Here is a 14,506-nt window from a genome sequence, read left to right as displayed (position 1 = left end):
TTTTGCCCTCATCCCTAGTAATTTTTTGACTTTAATCTGTCTTCCTGCACTGTGCCTGGTAATCTTTTGGACTATATCCGGTATAGCGCTTAAACACCTTATTAAAATAAGTATAATCGTCATATCCTGCCAGGAAAGCTATTTCAGATAATTTCAATTCTCCCTTTTCTATATATTCTTTGGCTTTCTGTATTTTCTTTTCAGTAATATAGGAAATAAGGTTGACTCCTTCTGTCTTTTTGAAACTCCTGGAAAGATATGAAGGAGTTACAAAAAACTTTTCTGCAATACTGGACAGAGAGATATTATCTGTATAATTTTCTTCAACATAACGCTTTACCTTCTGGATCAGATCCTCCGGCTCCTGGTCTTCGGGTTCCTGTTCACTTTGGATATAGGTTTTCAGGACCTGTGTGGCCAATTCCAGGAATTCTCTGGTATTTTCCCTGTCCAGAGCCTGTTCCATAGAATCAAATAAGCTGTCCCCTTCAGTCATATCTTCATCAGAGATATCTCTTTGAAATACTTTGACCATAGTGGACTTGAGCCTCTGGATAATCTGCTTAACCTCAAACAGGTACCAGTTTTCCTCACATATTTTTCCAAGGCCTATGTAGTCCATCACTATTTTGTAGACCTGCTCCAGATTTCTGCTTTCCAGCTCCTTTTTCAACGGAGTCAGATATTGCTCCGTCTGTACCAGATGGATATACTGCTTCGGATCAGGCTGTGTATAGTCAAAGATTTCATTCTGGCTTTTATATCGTATATTTTTCACGATTTTTAAAAGCAGATTCCTATACTCAGAGGGGATATCCTGAAGATTTTTCTGCTTTTCACCGATACTGGCACATAGGAAGCCTTCCTGAGCTGCAAAAATAAGAGAAGTCTTTTCTCTGCAGTAAAGCAGATTATCTTCTGTAAATACCAGATACTCCTGGCCTCTATAAGTGTTCCAAAAAACAGCTTTCGTATTAAAAACATTCTTCAGACTGTCTTTCACTCTTTCCTTTTCTTCCAGAATAGAGTTCATGCCGTTCTTGCCTGTCTCAGACTTAGATTTATACCGGATGAGGATCATCCTGAAGGGTGTTTTGACCCCATAGCTTTCCATAGATACACTGTTATGCCGCTGACGGGCTGTTATATAGCGGCTAAACTCTATATCCTGGAGATAGCTTTGATACATGGTCTCGGATTTTTGCTGGCGTTCCATACGTGCGGCATTACTCTGTTTCTCCTTGACCGCTGCAGCCATCTTATCAACACACTCTTTCAGGCTTTCTCTTTTTACTGGTTTCAGTATGTAATCTAAAGCTCCGTTTAACAAGGCTTCTTTTACCAGAGGAAAGTCACTGTATCCGCTGATCACTCCTGCAACACTGTAGGGACAGTTTTCTTTAACCCATTGGATTAGCCGGATGCCATCCACAAAGGGCATTTCTATATCTGTGAGTATTATATCCGCCGGATTTGATTCCAAAAGGACGATGGCTTCTTCGCCGTTTTCCGCTTCCTGTATATCTATATCTGAGAGCTCTTCTTTCTTCAGCATAGAAACAATGCTTTTTCTCACCCAATATTCATCTTCAGCGATTAAAACTTTCATATGTTTTTCCTTTCTTCAACGGAAACAGGAAGCTTTAGCAGCACTCGGGTCATATCTGTTCTGCTTATTTCCAGCCCGTATTCTTGTCCGTAGAGATAGCGGATCCTGTCTTCGATATTTTTTAAACCAATAGACAAATGTTTCTCTTCTTTCTTATATTCAAGTACAGCTCCTTCTTCAAAGCCGGTGCCGTTATCAGCCGTTTCAAGATAAAAACAGTTTTCTTCCTGCCATGCTGAGATAGAGATAAACTTTTCCCCACGTTTGTTTTTCATCCCATGTTCCACAGAATTTTCTACGAGAGGCTGAAGAGAAAGCTTGGGAATCTGTTGGTCTAGATATTTCTCTTCTACATGAATATCTAGCTGTATATCCCCACCTCTGCGTATATTTACGATATACATATAATTTTTAATATGACTGATCTCTTCCTCAAGACGAACAAACTGTTTATCAATATTTCCCATAATATTATATCGGAAAATATCGGATAAAGCTTCGCACATATTTTTTACAAGACCACAGTCCTGTACCTCTGCGATTCCTGCCATTGTCCCCAAGGTGTTAAAAAGAAAATGAGGATTGATCTGAGCCTGAAGGGCATAGTATTTTGCTTCGTTGAGACTCATTTTTAACTGATATTCTTCATATATATGCTTCTGGATCTGATCCATCATGCGGTTGATATGTTTTCCTATTCTGCCGAATTCGTTATCCCAGATATTTTTAATCCGGACATTCATATTTCCTTTTTCAATTTCCTTTAAGGAGGATATCATGCCGCTGAGCTGATTGGTCATTTTCTTTGAGCTGATGATAATAATGCTGCCCCAAAGAACGATAATAAAGATACTCATAAAAATAAGATTGACAAGGAGTGTTTGAAACTGAGGCTCCATATAAAAAGCGGGATATACAAAAGCAATTTTGTATCCATATTCAGAACCGGAGGATTCCGTATAATAATCTTTTCCCGAAGTCTCTTTCTCCACAGACATATTTTCGCCATTTTGGATCAGGTAGGTGAATATTCCATCTGAAGATTCTATCCACATGCTCTGTTGGTCTTTAAACTCATATCTCTCTGCAATTTTGGTGAAATCAGATTTATTCATGTCACATACAATATATCCGATACGTTCTTTTCCACCGTCCTGATAAAGCTTTAAAACAATGCGGATATAGTTTTCCTTTTTGTCGTCATTATAGCTCAAAAGAAGGACACTGCCGGAGCTTTCCTGGATTATCTGCTTTGTAGTCTGACTTCCTGACTCATCATAGATATCCGAAGAAAAAGGATACTTATAGGAAGAGTTTTTTCGATATCCGCTAACCAGCTGATCCTTGTTATTATAAATATAAATGGCTGCATTGTCGGAAGTGAGAGAGGTACTCAGGATGATCTCGTGAGCTGCATTTCTGTCTTTATAGTCCAGCTCATCGTTTTTTATCCGCTCCAGAAGATCTGCTCTGTCGTATATATTTGTCAGTTCCCCTATGATCTGAGAGATATAGGTGTCGATTTCATATTGGATATTTTCAGCGATACTTTTATTTTCCTGATCGATCTCCTGTTCAAAATAGCGTACGGTAACGAAAAAGAAATAGAAGATCTGGGAAATGATCATGCCCACTACAATGAGTGTTCCCAGGAGAAGGATCCTCCATCGCATACTCATAATATTCAGTTTATTTTTTATCTTGTTCAGCACGGCGCTCATTCCTTTCTGCTATAAAATTCCCAATAATGATCTAACTGAATTTATAAAATGTCAACATACCAATCTTATAATAACATGGCAGTAAAGAATTTCAAATGGGGCTTTTGAGGTAAAACAGGAATCTGGATGAACCTTGTGCCTCTCTTCCGAATGTAGTAAAATGAAACTACATTGGGAAGGGAGGTTTTTCTATGGCATGGACACCGCTGCCCATCGGCGTTGAAAATTTTGAAGATTTAGTGACACATGGTTATTACTACGTGGATAAAACACCTTTCATCAGAGAACTGTTGGATATGAAAGGAAAGGTGAATCTTTTTGCCCGTCCCAGGCGTTTCGGAAAGACTCTGAACATGAGTATGCTCCGGTATTTCCTGGACTGTGAATATCCAGAGACAGAAAAGATTTTTTCTGGTACAAAAATCCTGGAGGATGGGGAAGAATACCGGAAATATATGGGCAATTATCCGGTGATTTCTGTTACGCTGAAATCCATGAAACAGGCTACCTATGAGGAGGCTTTTTACTGCCTGAAAGAAGAGATCGCCAGAGAATACCGGAGGCATGACAAAATCCTGGACTCTCTGGATCAGGAAGAGGAGCGGGAAAAATTCCGGCGCTTTGCAGCGTGGAAAGCTCAGCCGGAGGAATATCTGGGGGCCTTGCGCTTTTTGTCAGAATGCCTTTTCCAGGTCTATGGTAAAAAGTCTGTTATCCTTATCGACGAGTACGACGTCCCCTTGGAAAATGCTTACTTTGGCGGCTTCTATGACCGGATGGTCAGCCTGGTCCGTTCCCTGTTCGAGTCTGCTCTGAAGACCAACGACTGCCTGGAGTTTGCCGTGATCACCGGCTGCCTGCGGATCAGCAAGGAATCCATCTTTACGGGACTGAATAACCTGAAGGCAGAGTCGATTACCAATGATACCTTTGCGGAACATTTCGGCTTCACCCAGGAAGAAGTGGAGAAGATGCTGAAGGACTACGGGCTGGAAGAAAATCTTGGGACCGTACAGAAGTGGTACGATGGTTACTGCTTCGGGGAAACAGAAGTCTATAATCCCTGGAGTGTGATCAACTATGTATATTCCTGCTATAAGAATAAACAGGCCTTTGCCAAACCCTACTGGTCCAACACCAGCTCCAACAGCATTGTGCGCAGTCTCATCGAGCATGCGGATATCTCTGTGAAGAAGGAGATCGAGGAACTTATAGAAGGGAAAACCATCGAGAAGCCTATCCACGAGGACATCACCTATGAAGATATGAACTCTACCCAGGATAACCTGTGGAATTTCCTGTTCTTTACCGGCTATCTGAAAAAGATCAGCCAGCGCCAGGAGGGAGAGACCATCTACATGGAAATGGCCATCCCCAACAGCGAGGTGCGGTATGTGTACAAGAACGCAGTTCTGCGTTGGTTCGAAGAGAAGATTGACAGGAAAACGGAAAAGAAAGAACTGATGCCCCTGTATGAAAGCCTGCTAAATGGGGACGCCGAGAAGATGGGGGAGATCCTGTCGGAAAATCTCATGGAGACCATCAGCTTTTATGATTATCAGGAGAGCTATTACCATGGATTTTTGGCCGGACTGCTGCGGCCTATGGGGAATTATATAGTAGAGTCCAATCGGGAATCGGGAAAAGGGAGACCAGACATCCTGGTGCGGTATCCCAGCGTCCGGGGAAAAGCGGTGATCCTGGAGCTCAAGGTGGCGAAGACCTATCAGGAACTGGAGAAAAAATGCGAAGAAGCCCTTCGCCAGATCGAAGAGAAGAAATACGAGGAAGGGCTTCGCCGGGAAGGATATACAGATATCCTGAAATACGGGGTAGCTTTTTATAAGAAGGAATGCATGGTGAAGGCAGGGAGGTGCTGGAACCAGACCTGAGAAAGTATGGGAATCTGCGGCCATGAACCTGCTCATATAGATGTACAAATATCAGAAAAAAGGCCTTTAAGAAAAATGGAGCATCTTAAAGGCCTTTTTGGAGGAATAAATTCCCTAAGTTCAGTCAGATGAAGAACAGATAACAGGCACCTTTTCCCCCGCCTTTGCCATTTCTTCTTTCAGTTCTTCTGCCAGCTGCTTCCGGACATCTTCATATTCTTTATCATAGATCAGATTATGGAGTTCATAAGGATCTTTCTCTAAATCATACAAAAAATCCTCTTCGTAGTAATCGCTGTCCTTATCTTTCCATCCATCTTTATCCGGCGCATAGACACTGTAAAGATATTTTGGCGTGTGGATACATCGGCCAACCCGGCTTTCACTGATCTGGGCAAAGACTCTGTTGACTCTTCCCTGGGTATTTCCATCGGCCACATCTTTCAAATCCTCACCGATCATTTGATCTCCCACATAAATTCCAGCCATAGCCAGCATAGTTTTTGGAAGGCTGGCAGTGCTTACAAGGTCTTTGACTCTCCGGCCTCCGGAGCATCCGGGACCTGCTATTACAAGGGGAACCTTCAGACATGCGGAATGGCAGGACCGTTTATAGTCATCTCCGCCTCTGTGCTCCAAAGGTATCGCTTTTGTTTCATAGTCAGCAAGGGGAGCCGTTTCAAAATCGATTCTTTCACTGGCAAGATGCCATTTCCCTACATATGCGGTTTCGTATCCGTTTTCCTCAAAATACTGGGCTATGGTTTTTACATCCTCCTATTGACTTTTGCAGATTATTTTAAACCTGATGTAACAATTCCCTGAACAAAATATTTCTGAGCGCACAGGAACAAGATGATCATAGGAATAATTACTACTACAGCAGCCGCCATCATTTGATGCCACTGAATCAGACCGTCTATTTTAAACATAGTCAGTGCAAGCTGTGTATCCCCCTCCTTTTTGACAAATTTTTTATGATACTCCAGTAATTCGTTCCAGGCTGTAGGAGGAGAATCGGGATCTAGTAGAAAAATTGTTTTGGGAAAGGATCGATAAAGGTCTGTTTTTGATAATCTTCAGCCTGGATAAAAGAAGCTTTAAGGAAATTGAAGAGGGAGCAGAACACCTTCAAATTACTATGGAGAGATTTTGTGGACTTCAAATGTCTTTCCTTCTGTGAGAATCTATGAGTAACTGGAAAGGAATAGAGGAGAAGAAAGAACAAATGTATCGGTATCTGATGGAGTTGTACAATCAGGGACAGCAAAAATTTATCCTTCATCAAGATATTACAGACAGGCTTCTTTTCAAAGACCATGTATGTTAAAATAATACATATGTAAAAAATGTATTTGCACCCCAGATAAAAGGAATCAAAAGAATGAAAGAAAAACAGACAGAACTTTTGCAGCAGGCCATATCATTGGATACAGCAGGCCATGCCGCGAAAAAAGAGGATTATCAAAAGATTGGGAACCTTACAGAGTTTGGAAAGATGCTGAACCCCTTCGGCTTTCTGAAGGGAAGGCAGAAAGTGTATGCCAGGATCATTAGCGAGGACCATCCTGAAATCAGAGAAAACATTCAGAATGAAGAGAGGAGAGAAGGATTCGTTGTTCATATTTCTCTTCTGACTGAAGAAATGCTCCAGGCAGATTATGAGTATTTTAATTATGAAGAGTTTGCCAACAGAACAGACAGATTTCTGACAGAAGAAGCTAGAAAGAATTATAAGCCATATTACTATGAATTTACCGGCTTTGTCAGGAAATCCCAGGAAAGAGAGTATGGGATGTTTTCAGAGAGAGTTATGGACCGTTGGTTTACGGCCTGGCTGAACAGTGATGCTGTCTCTGAAGAAGGATCTTATTATATAGAAGGAATCGTAGAATTCAGCGCCAGTCCTTTTAAAGAACGTAGCGGATATTTCGTGTGGGATAAGAACTGCAAAACGGTTACAAAAGAGGAACAGAAAAAGATCGATGCATGGAAGCTGCCGGATAAGGATGACCAGAGGCTGCTGAAGAAAGTTTTCCTACAGGTTTTCGATAATGCCCGGAACAAGTTTCGTGTGAAAGTCTATAATGTGGGACAGGCAAACTGCATATATATAAGGAACAGAAAGCACAGGATATTTTTTGACGTGGGAATCCCCAAGGACTCCCAAAATAAGTCTATGGATCGTAAAAGACCAGAGGTGCAGCGGTCTATGAGCGATATTCAGAAGAGCCGCCCTACGATGGTTATTTTGTCACACTGGGACATGGATCATATTAAGGGAGCCTTTCTGCTGAAGGATGAAGCTTTTCAGAAATACTGGATAACGCCTCAGATATCTTCATCATCAAAGCCTAAGAAGTCTGCAGATATGAAATTCGCCGGGTCTGCAGAAAGGCTGGCAAAATATCTGTCCTATAATAGCCGGCTTCTTCGTGTGCCAAATGATAAAAATGGGACAGAGATATGCAGAGGAAGAAAAGGTATATTGTGGAAGGGAGACGGCGTAGGAAGAAAGATTACTAAAAACAATAATTATGGACTTCTTCTGGAACTGGATGATACTGGATCAGGAAAAAGAGCCCTTTTTTCAGGGGACTGTGAGTATGAAAGCTGGCCCGTAGGCCTGCTGAATAAAAAAATCGAGAAACTTATTGTGCCTCACCATGGTTCAGAGATGAAAACGGATAAACTGAAGAATATCGCTCCAGGATATGGAGAAGCCATCATTTCTGTGGGCGAAGACGGGAAAGGATATAAGCATCCGAACGGCGACCATATCCAGGAACTGAAAAACGTAAATTACACAGTAAAGCAGACTTTGTACGATAAAGTGAAAAACTTCAGTATTTAAGAAAAAGATAATAATAACTCAGACTGCAACCGCAGATGCGCAACTTAAGTGAGGGCCTGGAACAAAGAGCGGCTCAGAGAGTACTGCAAGGACTGCAGCAGGGACTTCAACAAGGGATTGAACAGGGACTCTACGGTAGGCACTTCTTTAAACTATACCTAAACTATTCGTCTTTTTTTATTGTGCTGCCAATCGATCCAAGAGAATATCAGTAGGTAAGCGTCAAATAAAATTCAATACATGTCATAAAAAATGTGAATATATATATTGAAAATATGACATTGCTGCTATATAATATAAGTGAACATGAAAAGTGTTTTTTGAAAGGAGAATAAAAATGGAGGGCACAGCAAAAAATATTCGATTAAAACAACTTAGAAAAGAAAGCAAGATAACACAGGAACAATTGGCGAACTATTTAGATGTGGATCAAACAATGATTACAAAACTAGAAAATGGAACGAGAAATTTAAATGTTACACTAATTGAAAAAATTTGTAACTTGTTTGGATGCCTAGATACGTATTTGATGGGAGAAGATGATGATCATATTCCCTTAAATTTTGCATTTCGTTCTAATGGAATCCAGACAGAAGATTTAGAAAGTATAGCTGCAATCAATAAAATTGTAATGAACATTCGATATATGAATGAGATGATAGGAGACTAAAATTTATGAAGACAGCTCAGGAATTAAATTCATTAGCATTAAGAACACGAAGAATGTGGAATGAGGATGGGTATTCTCCAATTGATATTTTTTCTATCATTAATGGATGGAAAGAAAAAAAAATTACGATAGTTAGATACCCAATGTCATCACGAATAAGCGGCATGTGTACAAAAGAAAATGAAGATATTATTATCTGTATAAATTCTACAACCTCTTATGGCAGACAAAGGTTTACGCTGGCGCATGAACTGTACCATGTATTATATGAAGAAAATATGAAACGAGTAATTTGCGAAATGAGTATGAGTGGTGACAAATCAGAATCAGAAAAAGAAGCAGATCAATTTGCAAGTTATTTATTGATGCCATATGATGCGTTGCTAGAATATGAGCCGGATAAAGCAAAATGGAATCTTGAGAAGGTAATTGATGCAGAACAGTTTTTTCAAGTGAGTCATCAGGCAATGCTTCATCGATTAGTATCTGATAATCTGCTCAGCAATGATACTGCTGATGATTATAAAGCTATTACGGTTTCCTCAGAAGCTGCCAAGCTGGGATATGGCAAAGAATTATATTTTTCTACAGATAAAAATAAACAATATTTTACAACTGGTGAATATATTAGAAAAGTTGAAAAGATGGCAAAAGAAGAACTTATTTCCGAAGGAAAAAGAGAAGAACTTTTGTTGGATGCATATAGAGCGGATATAGTATACAATTTTGATGAGGAGGAAGTTAATCTGAATGACTGACGATTTATTTTTTGACACAGATTGTTTATCCGCATTTTTGTGGATCAACGACACCAGTATATTACACGAACTTTATGGAGGAAAAATTGTTTTACCGGAACCGGTTTATCATGAACTGTCCAATCCAAGCATTCCACACATTAAGCAGCGTGCAGACATAATGATTAGCAATAAGGATGTATATATAAAAACAATTGATACAGGGACCGAAGAATATAAATTGTATGCTGAACTTGTACGTGGAGAAAAAGGCAAAAAGAGTATTGGTCATGGCGAAGCAGGCGGAATTGCATTGGCTAAAACCTATAATGGGATTCTTGCAAGCAACAACTACAGAGATATTGCTCCGTATATTGAAAAGTATAATTTGAAGCATATAGATACAGGAGAAATTTTAGTAGAAGCATTGAAAAGAAATCTGATAACAGAAGCAGAAGGCAATAATATTTGGAATAAAATGTTAGCTAAAAGGCGTAAGTTGCCAGCAACTACTTTTTCAGGGTATATGTTAAACCAACAGAAAGATGTATAGCAGAAACTCTTTACATAGAAAAACTGCCAGGCACTCGACTTGGCAGTAAGTCAAAGAAAAGATTTCTTGACATATTTATGTAAACAAATTAAATATAACAAAAGAATTATTCCTTGACAAGAATATTTTGCAAAGGGGACTGATAATATGGCATGGATACCGTTTCGGGGAGACGGAGGTCTATAATCCCTGGAGCGTGATCACCTATGAGGATGTGCACTCTACCCGGAATAAGTTTTGGAAGTTCCTGTTCTTTACCGGGTATTTAAAGAAGATTTTCCAGAGACAGGAAGGAGAGACCATCTACATGGAGATGGCTATCTCCAACAGCGAGGTGCGGCCTATGGGAAACTATATCATACAGTCCAATCGGGAAGGGGCAGGCCGGATATCCTGGTGCGGTATCCCAGCGTCCGGGAGAAGGCGGTAATCCTGGAAATCAAGGTAGCGAAGACCTACCAGGATCTGGAGAAGAAATGTAACGAAGCCCTGCGCCAGATCGAAGAACAGAAGTACGAGGAAGGACTCCGCCGGGAGGGGTATCAAGATATCCTGAAATGCGGGGTGGCCTTTTATAAGAAGGAATGTATGGTGAAAGCAGGTTCTTGTAAGTGATTTACAAAGAAAAAATCCGGATATGAGAAAACACTGAGAGATAATGGAAAACGGAAAGGCCTTTATAGGAAAGAGAGCATTTCCTTAAAGGTCTTTCTGTATGCACGTATATAACTCGAGGTGTTAAGACGCTTCATAGAATTTTAGAATAGATTATTTATCGTTATTCATATTTCTTGCCGAAGTTACCGGGGTGGTTGTTCTATGGCATGGACGCCGCTGCCTATCGGCGTAGAAAATTTCGAAGACTTAATGACTCATGGCTATTATTATGTGGATAAAACCCTTTTTATTAAAGAACTGCTGGATATGAAGGGAAAAGTGAATCTTTTTACCCGTCCCAGGCGTTTCGGCAAGACCCTGAACATGAGTATGCTCCGGTATTTCCTGGACTGTGAATATCCGGAGACAGAAAAACTTTTTTCTGGTACAAAGATCCTGGAGGCAGGGGAAGAATACAAGGAGTATATGGGGAGATATCCGGTGATCTCGGTTACATTAAAATCCATGAAACAGGCTACTTATGAGGAAGCATTTTATTGTCTGAAAGAAGAGATCGCCAGAGAATACCGACGGCATGACAAGATACTGGACTCTCTGGATCAGGAAGAAGACCGGGAAAATTCCGGCGTTTTGCTGTATGGAAAGCCCAGCCGGAAGAGTACCTGGGAGCTTTGCGGTTTTTGTCAGAATGTCTTTTCCAGGTCTATGGCAAAAGGTCAGTGATCCTCATTGACGAATACGACGTTCCCCTGGAAAACGCTTATTTTGGAGGCTTTTATGACCGGATGGTCAGCCTGATCCGGTTCCTGTTTGAGTCCGCCCTGAAGACCAATGATTATCTGGAGTTTGCCGCAGTCACCGGCTGCCTGGGGATTAGCAGGGAATCCATCTTTACCGGACTGAATAACCTGAATGTAGTCTCTATTACCAACGATACCTTTGCGGAACACTTCGGTTTCACCCAGGAAGAAGTGGAGACGGTGCAGAAATGGTATGACGGTTACCGGTTCGGGGAGACGGAGGTCTACAATCCCTGGAGTGTGATCAATTATGTATATTCCTGCTATAAGAATAAACAGGCCTTTGCCAAGCCCTATTGGTCTAATACCAGTTCAAACAGCATTGTGAGAGATCTGGTGGAACATGCAGACATCTCTGTAAAGCAGGAGATTGAGGGTCTGATCGAAGGCGGGACCATCGAGAAGCCCATCCATGAAGATATTACTTATGATGATATGCACTCTACCCAGGACAACCTGTGGAATTTCCTGTTCTTTACCGGGTATTTAAAGAAGATCTCCCAGAGACAGGAGGGAGAGACCATCTACATGGAAATGGCGATCCCCAACAGCGAGGTGCGGTATATATAAGAACGCTGTACTCCGGTGGTTTGAAGAGAAGATTGACAAGAAGACAGAAAAGAAAGAACTGACGCCCCTGTATGAGAGTTTGTTAAAAGGGGATACAGAGAAGATGGCGGAGATCCTTTCGGAGAATCTCATGGAAACCATCAGCTTTTATGATTATCAGGAGAGCTATTACCATGGATTCCTGGCAGGGCTGCTGCGGCCTATGGGAAATTATATCGTACAGTCCAACCGTGAATCGGGAAAGGGCAGGCCGGACATCCTGGTGAGATACCCCAGCGTCCGGGGAAAAGCAGTGATCCTGGAGCTCAAAGTGGCGAAGACCTATCAGGAACTGGAGAAAAAATGTGACGAGGCCCTCCGGCAGATCGAAGAGCAGAAGTATGAGGAAGGACTCCGCCGGGAAGGGTATCAGGATATTTTGAAGTACGGAGTGGCATTTTATCGGAAGGAATGTATGGTGAAGGCAGGGAAATGATGAGAAGCAGTATTTAAAATTTTCAAATCCATATAAAATTTTACAGAACATTTCGAACGCCGTAGTCTGCAGAAGACAGATATTTTTGCAGACTGCGGTATCTTTATCATTTAGATAACCGATTGCAAATCAATACCCTCCGGGTAAGAAAGAAGATATTGCAAAGTTCTAACGGAAAAATCCGCCAAAAAACCCCATACATGGATAAATAAACCAATATTCAGAAGAAAAATTCATGTGTATAAGAAATTTCTTAAGAATTTATTGTAAGTAGGTAATCATCCGTATCTTGACAAAATATGAAAATCCCCCAGTATTTACCGGGGGAAAATTAGTCTCTCATTTTTTCAGTTTGCTGCGGCAGTCAGCCGGCAGGCTTTTGGACCATGGAAGCAGTTCCTGCATAGCTTCCTTTTCCGGGAATGGACTAAGATCTTTCATCTGCTCCATCACATAGGTGAGATAATTGTAGGGTTTCAGCCCGTTCAGCATGGCGGTTTCCGTGATGCTGTATACAGCCGCGCTGGCCTGCGCTCCACGGATGCTCTTTGCGAAAAGCCAGTTCCGTCTCCCTGTCGCAAAGTTTTTCAGTGCACGTTCCGCTGCCAGATTATCGATGCTTAAGTGTCCGTCCTCCAGATATCTTTTCAGATAAACTTCCTGGTTCAGGGTGTACAGGACAGCTTCACCGATCAACGAAGACCGGTCTACGGAATCCTCCAGTGTATGAAGCCACTCAAAGAAAGCCTCTAAAAGCGGTTTCGCCTGCTTTTGACGCTCTTTATACCGTTCTTCCGGTGACTTGTCACGGATCATCTCCTCGATCTTATAGAGCATCCCGATCCGTGCCATTGCCTGATATGCGGTTGTCTCCTTCAGCTGCTCTTTGGTGAAATCCTTTTTCAGTACCGTCAGGGCTTCCTCAAATCTGCGTCTCGCATGGGCCATGCATCCCGTTACAGTGATCCTTTCCGGGAGACTGTGGTATGCCTGGTAACCATCGCAGGTGAAATATCCCTCAAACTGATCTCCAAGGAATTCCACCGGATGATATCCGGCGCGGGTCCTTTCATATTGGAAGAGGACCATCCGGGGTGAGCCGCTGTATTCATCGGTGAGATAGACCCACATCCAGTTCTGGGTGGAGCCCTTCTGGCCCGGTTCATCAATCACCTGGATCCGGGTTTCGTCTCCGTGTAAATATTTACTCCGGAGCAGCTCTTCTTTCATCAGAGCGTAGAGCGGCTGCAGATACCGGTCCGCGCATTGGATGATCCAGTTCGCCATGGTCTTTGTGGAAAGGTTCAGGTCGTACCGGGCGAATTCCCGTTCCTGACGTGCAAGCGGCATCCCGTTTACATACTTGGCATTCATGATGCCCGCCACCAGGGATGGCGTTGCCACGCTGCCTTTCAGAAGGGACGGTGTTTTTTCCGGCCGCTTCATGGCTCCGCATTTCGGGCAGCTGTATACAAAGGTCACTTCTTCCACGACTTCAAACCGTGCGGGAACGAATTTCAGCCGTTTTACGGTTTCCTTTGTGACAACCTTGTATTTCGTATTGCAGTCCGGGCAGTAACGGTCTGCCCCTGCCAGCTTGTACTCGATCACTTCGGTTGTCTCAAAGGAGGAAAGGTCTTCCTCCTTTTTGCCGGAACGTTTCTTCCTCTTGTAAGAAGACGGATGGACCTCTTCCAGGTCCGGTTCCGGGGCATTGGGATCCGCTTCCTGCTCTGCCTCGTTGAAAAGATCCAGCTGGGTATACCCGTCCGCATATTTTTCGCTGGACGCCCCAAAGCGTTTCCTCTGGGCAAGGGTAAGGCGGTCCGAGAGCATGGCGTTCAGGAATTCCAGTTCCTTTGTTTTCTCTTCCAGGAGCTGGATCCTTGTTTCCTGTTTTTCCAGGGCCTCTTTCTGTTTCTGATAATGCCCCTGCATGATCTTTACCAGTGAAAGCATATCATCCCTGCTCATCCTGTTCAGTTGTTCCTCTGTAAAAATCGGATC

The 14,506-nt window shown here is 42.2% G+C and carries 15 protein-coding genes; 10 read left to right on the top strand and 5 right to left on the bottom strand.

The features are described 5' to 3' along the window. Positions 1-31 precede the first annotated feature (31 nt). Together B5G33_RS15200 and B5G33_RS15195 are read right to left on the bottom strand one after the other, a co-directional pair. Entirely contained in the window at positions 32-1,609 is a 1,578-nt protein-coding gene (locus B5G33_RS15200) for a response regulator transcription factor (protein WP_087418228.1), read from the bottom strand. Beyond that, the gene (locus B5G33_RS15195) at positions 1,606-3,288 is read right to left on the bottom strand and encodes a sensor histidine kinase (RefSeq protein ID WP_204247404.1); all 1,683 of its coding nucleotides are present in this window, start codon (positions 3,286-3,288) and stop codon (positions 1,606-1,608) included. Before B5G33_RS15195 ends, B5G33_RS15200 begins: the two co-directional genes overlap by 4 nt. A gap of 233 nt (positions 3,289-3,521) precedes the next feature. On the opposite strand from B5G33_RS15195, the gene B5G33_RS15190 reads away from it, so the two are divergent. Beyond that, entirely contained in the window at positions 3,522-5,222 is a 1,701-nt protein-coding gene (locus tag B5G33_RS15190) for an AAA family ATPase (RefSeq protein ID WP_087418226.1), read from the top strand. A 120-nt stretch (positions 5,223-5,342) separates the two neighbouring features. Here the strand turns inward: B5G33_RS15190 and B5G33_RS15185 are convergent, their stop codons facing one another. Both B5G33_RS15185 and B5G33_RS21740 read right to left on the bottom strand, forming a co-directional pair. After that, on the bottom strand, positions 5,343-5,861 hold the full coding sequence (locus B5G33_RS15185; protein ID WP_204247403.1) for a sulfatase/phosphatase domain-containing protein: 519 nt from the start codon (positions 5,859-5,861) through the stop codon (positions 5,343-5,345). Between the two features lie 155 nt (positions 5,862-6,016). After that, positions 6,017-6,154: a hypothetical protein gene (locus B5G33_RS21740; protein ID WP_204247402.1), complete on the bottom strand. Its 138-nt coding sequence runs from the start codon at positions 6,152-6,154 to the stop codon at positions 6,017-6,019. 257 nt (positions 6,155-6,411) lie between these two features. Between B5G33_RS21740 and B5G33_RS21405 the strand changes: the two genes are divergently transcribed. From B5G33_RS21405 to B5G33_RS22410, 9 genes are all read left to right on the top strand, one after another. Continuing rightward, complete coding sequence (locus B5G33_RS21405; RefSeq protein ID WP_158229630.1) at positions 6,412-6,552, top strand: hypothetical protein; 141 nt, start codon at positions 6,412-6,414, stop codon at positions 6,550-6,552. A 54-nt stretch (positions 6,553-6,606) separates the two neighbouring features. Then, entirely contained in the window at positions 6,607-8,076 is a 1,470-nt protein-coding gene (locus B5G33_RS15175; RefSeq protein ID WP_087418225.1) for an MBL fold metallo-hydrolase, read from the top strand. A 337-nt stretch (positions 8,077-8,413) separates the two neighbouring features. Then, positions 8,414-8,746 carry a helix-turn-helix domain-containing protein gene (locus tag B5G33_RS15170; protein WP_087418224.1) on the top strand — a complete coding sequence of 111 codons (333 nt, stop codon included), beginning with the start codon at positions 8,414-8,416 and terminating at the stop codon, positions 8,744-8,746. A gap of 5 nt (positions 8,747-8,751) precedes the next feature. Then, positions 8,752-9,504 carry an ImmA/IrrE family metallo-endopeptidase gene (locus B5G33_RS15165; protein WP_087418223.1) on the top strand — a complete coding sequence of 251 codons (753 nt, stop codon included), beginning with the start codon at positions 8,752-8,754 and terminating at the stop codon, positions 9,502-9,504. Next, positions 9,497-10,036, top strand: coding sequence for a hypothetical protein (locus tag B5G33_RS15160; protein WP_087418222.1), 540 nt, complete (start codon positions 9,497-9,499; stop codon positions 10,034-10,036). Before B5G33_RS15165 ends, B5G33_RS15160 begins: the two co-directional genes overlap by 8 nt. Positions 10,037-10,273: 237 nt before the next feature. Beyond that, entirely contained in the window at positions 10,274-10,651 is a 378-nt protein-coding gene (locus tag B5G33_RS15155) for a PD-(D/E)XK nuclease domain-containing protein (RefSeq protein WP_087418221.1), read from the top strand. Between the two features lie 204 nt (positions 10,652-10,855). Next, positions 10,856-11,377 (top strand): AAA family ATPase, encoded by a 522-nt coding sequence (locus B5G33_RS22420; protein WP_330396712.1) that lies wholly within the window; start codon positions 10,856-10,858, stop codon positions 11,375-11,377. Beyond that, positions 11,335-12,024, top strand: coding sequence for an AAA family ATPase (locus B5G33_RS22415; protein WP_330396711.1), 690 nt, complete (start codon positions 11,335-11,337; stop codon positions 12,022-12,024). The genes B5G33_RS22420 and B5G33_RS22415 overlap by 43 nt, the downstream gene beginning before the upstream one ends. A 79-nt stretch (positions 12,025-12,103) precedes the next feature. Beyond that, positions 12,104-12,499 carry a PD-(D/E)XK nuclease domain-containing protein gene (locus B5G33_RS22410; protein ID WP_330396710.1) on the top strand — a complete coding sequence of 132 codons (396 nt, stop codon included), beginning with the start codon at positions 12,104-12,106 and terminating at the stop codon, positions 12,497-12,499. Positions 12,500-12,838: 339 nt separating this feature from the next. Here the strand turns inward: B5G33_RS22410 and tnpC are convergent. After that, a partial coding sequence (gene tnpC / locus B5G33_RS15145) for an IS66 family transposase (protein ID WP_143276540.1) occupies positions 12,839-14,506 on the bottom strand: 1,668 nt, incomplete at its 5' end.

Source organism: Blautia sp. An81 (assembly GCF_002161285.1).
Taxonomy (GTDB): domain Bacteria; phylum Bacillota; class Clostridia; order Lachnospirales; family Lachnospiraceae; genus Blautia; species Blautia ornithocaccae.
This window is presented reverse-complemented; position numbering and strand designations above follow the sequence as displayed.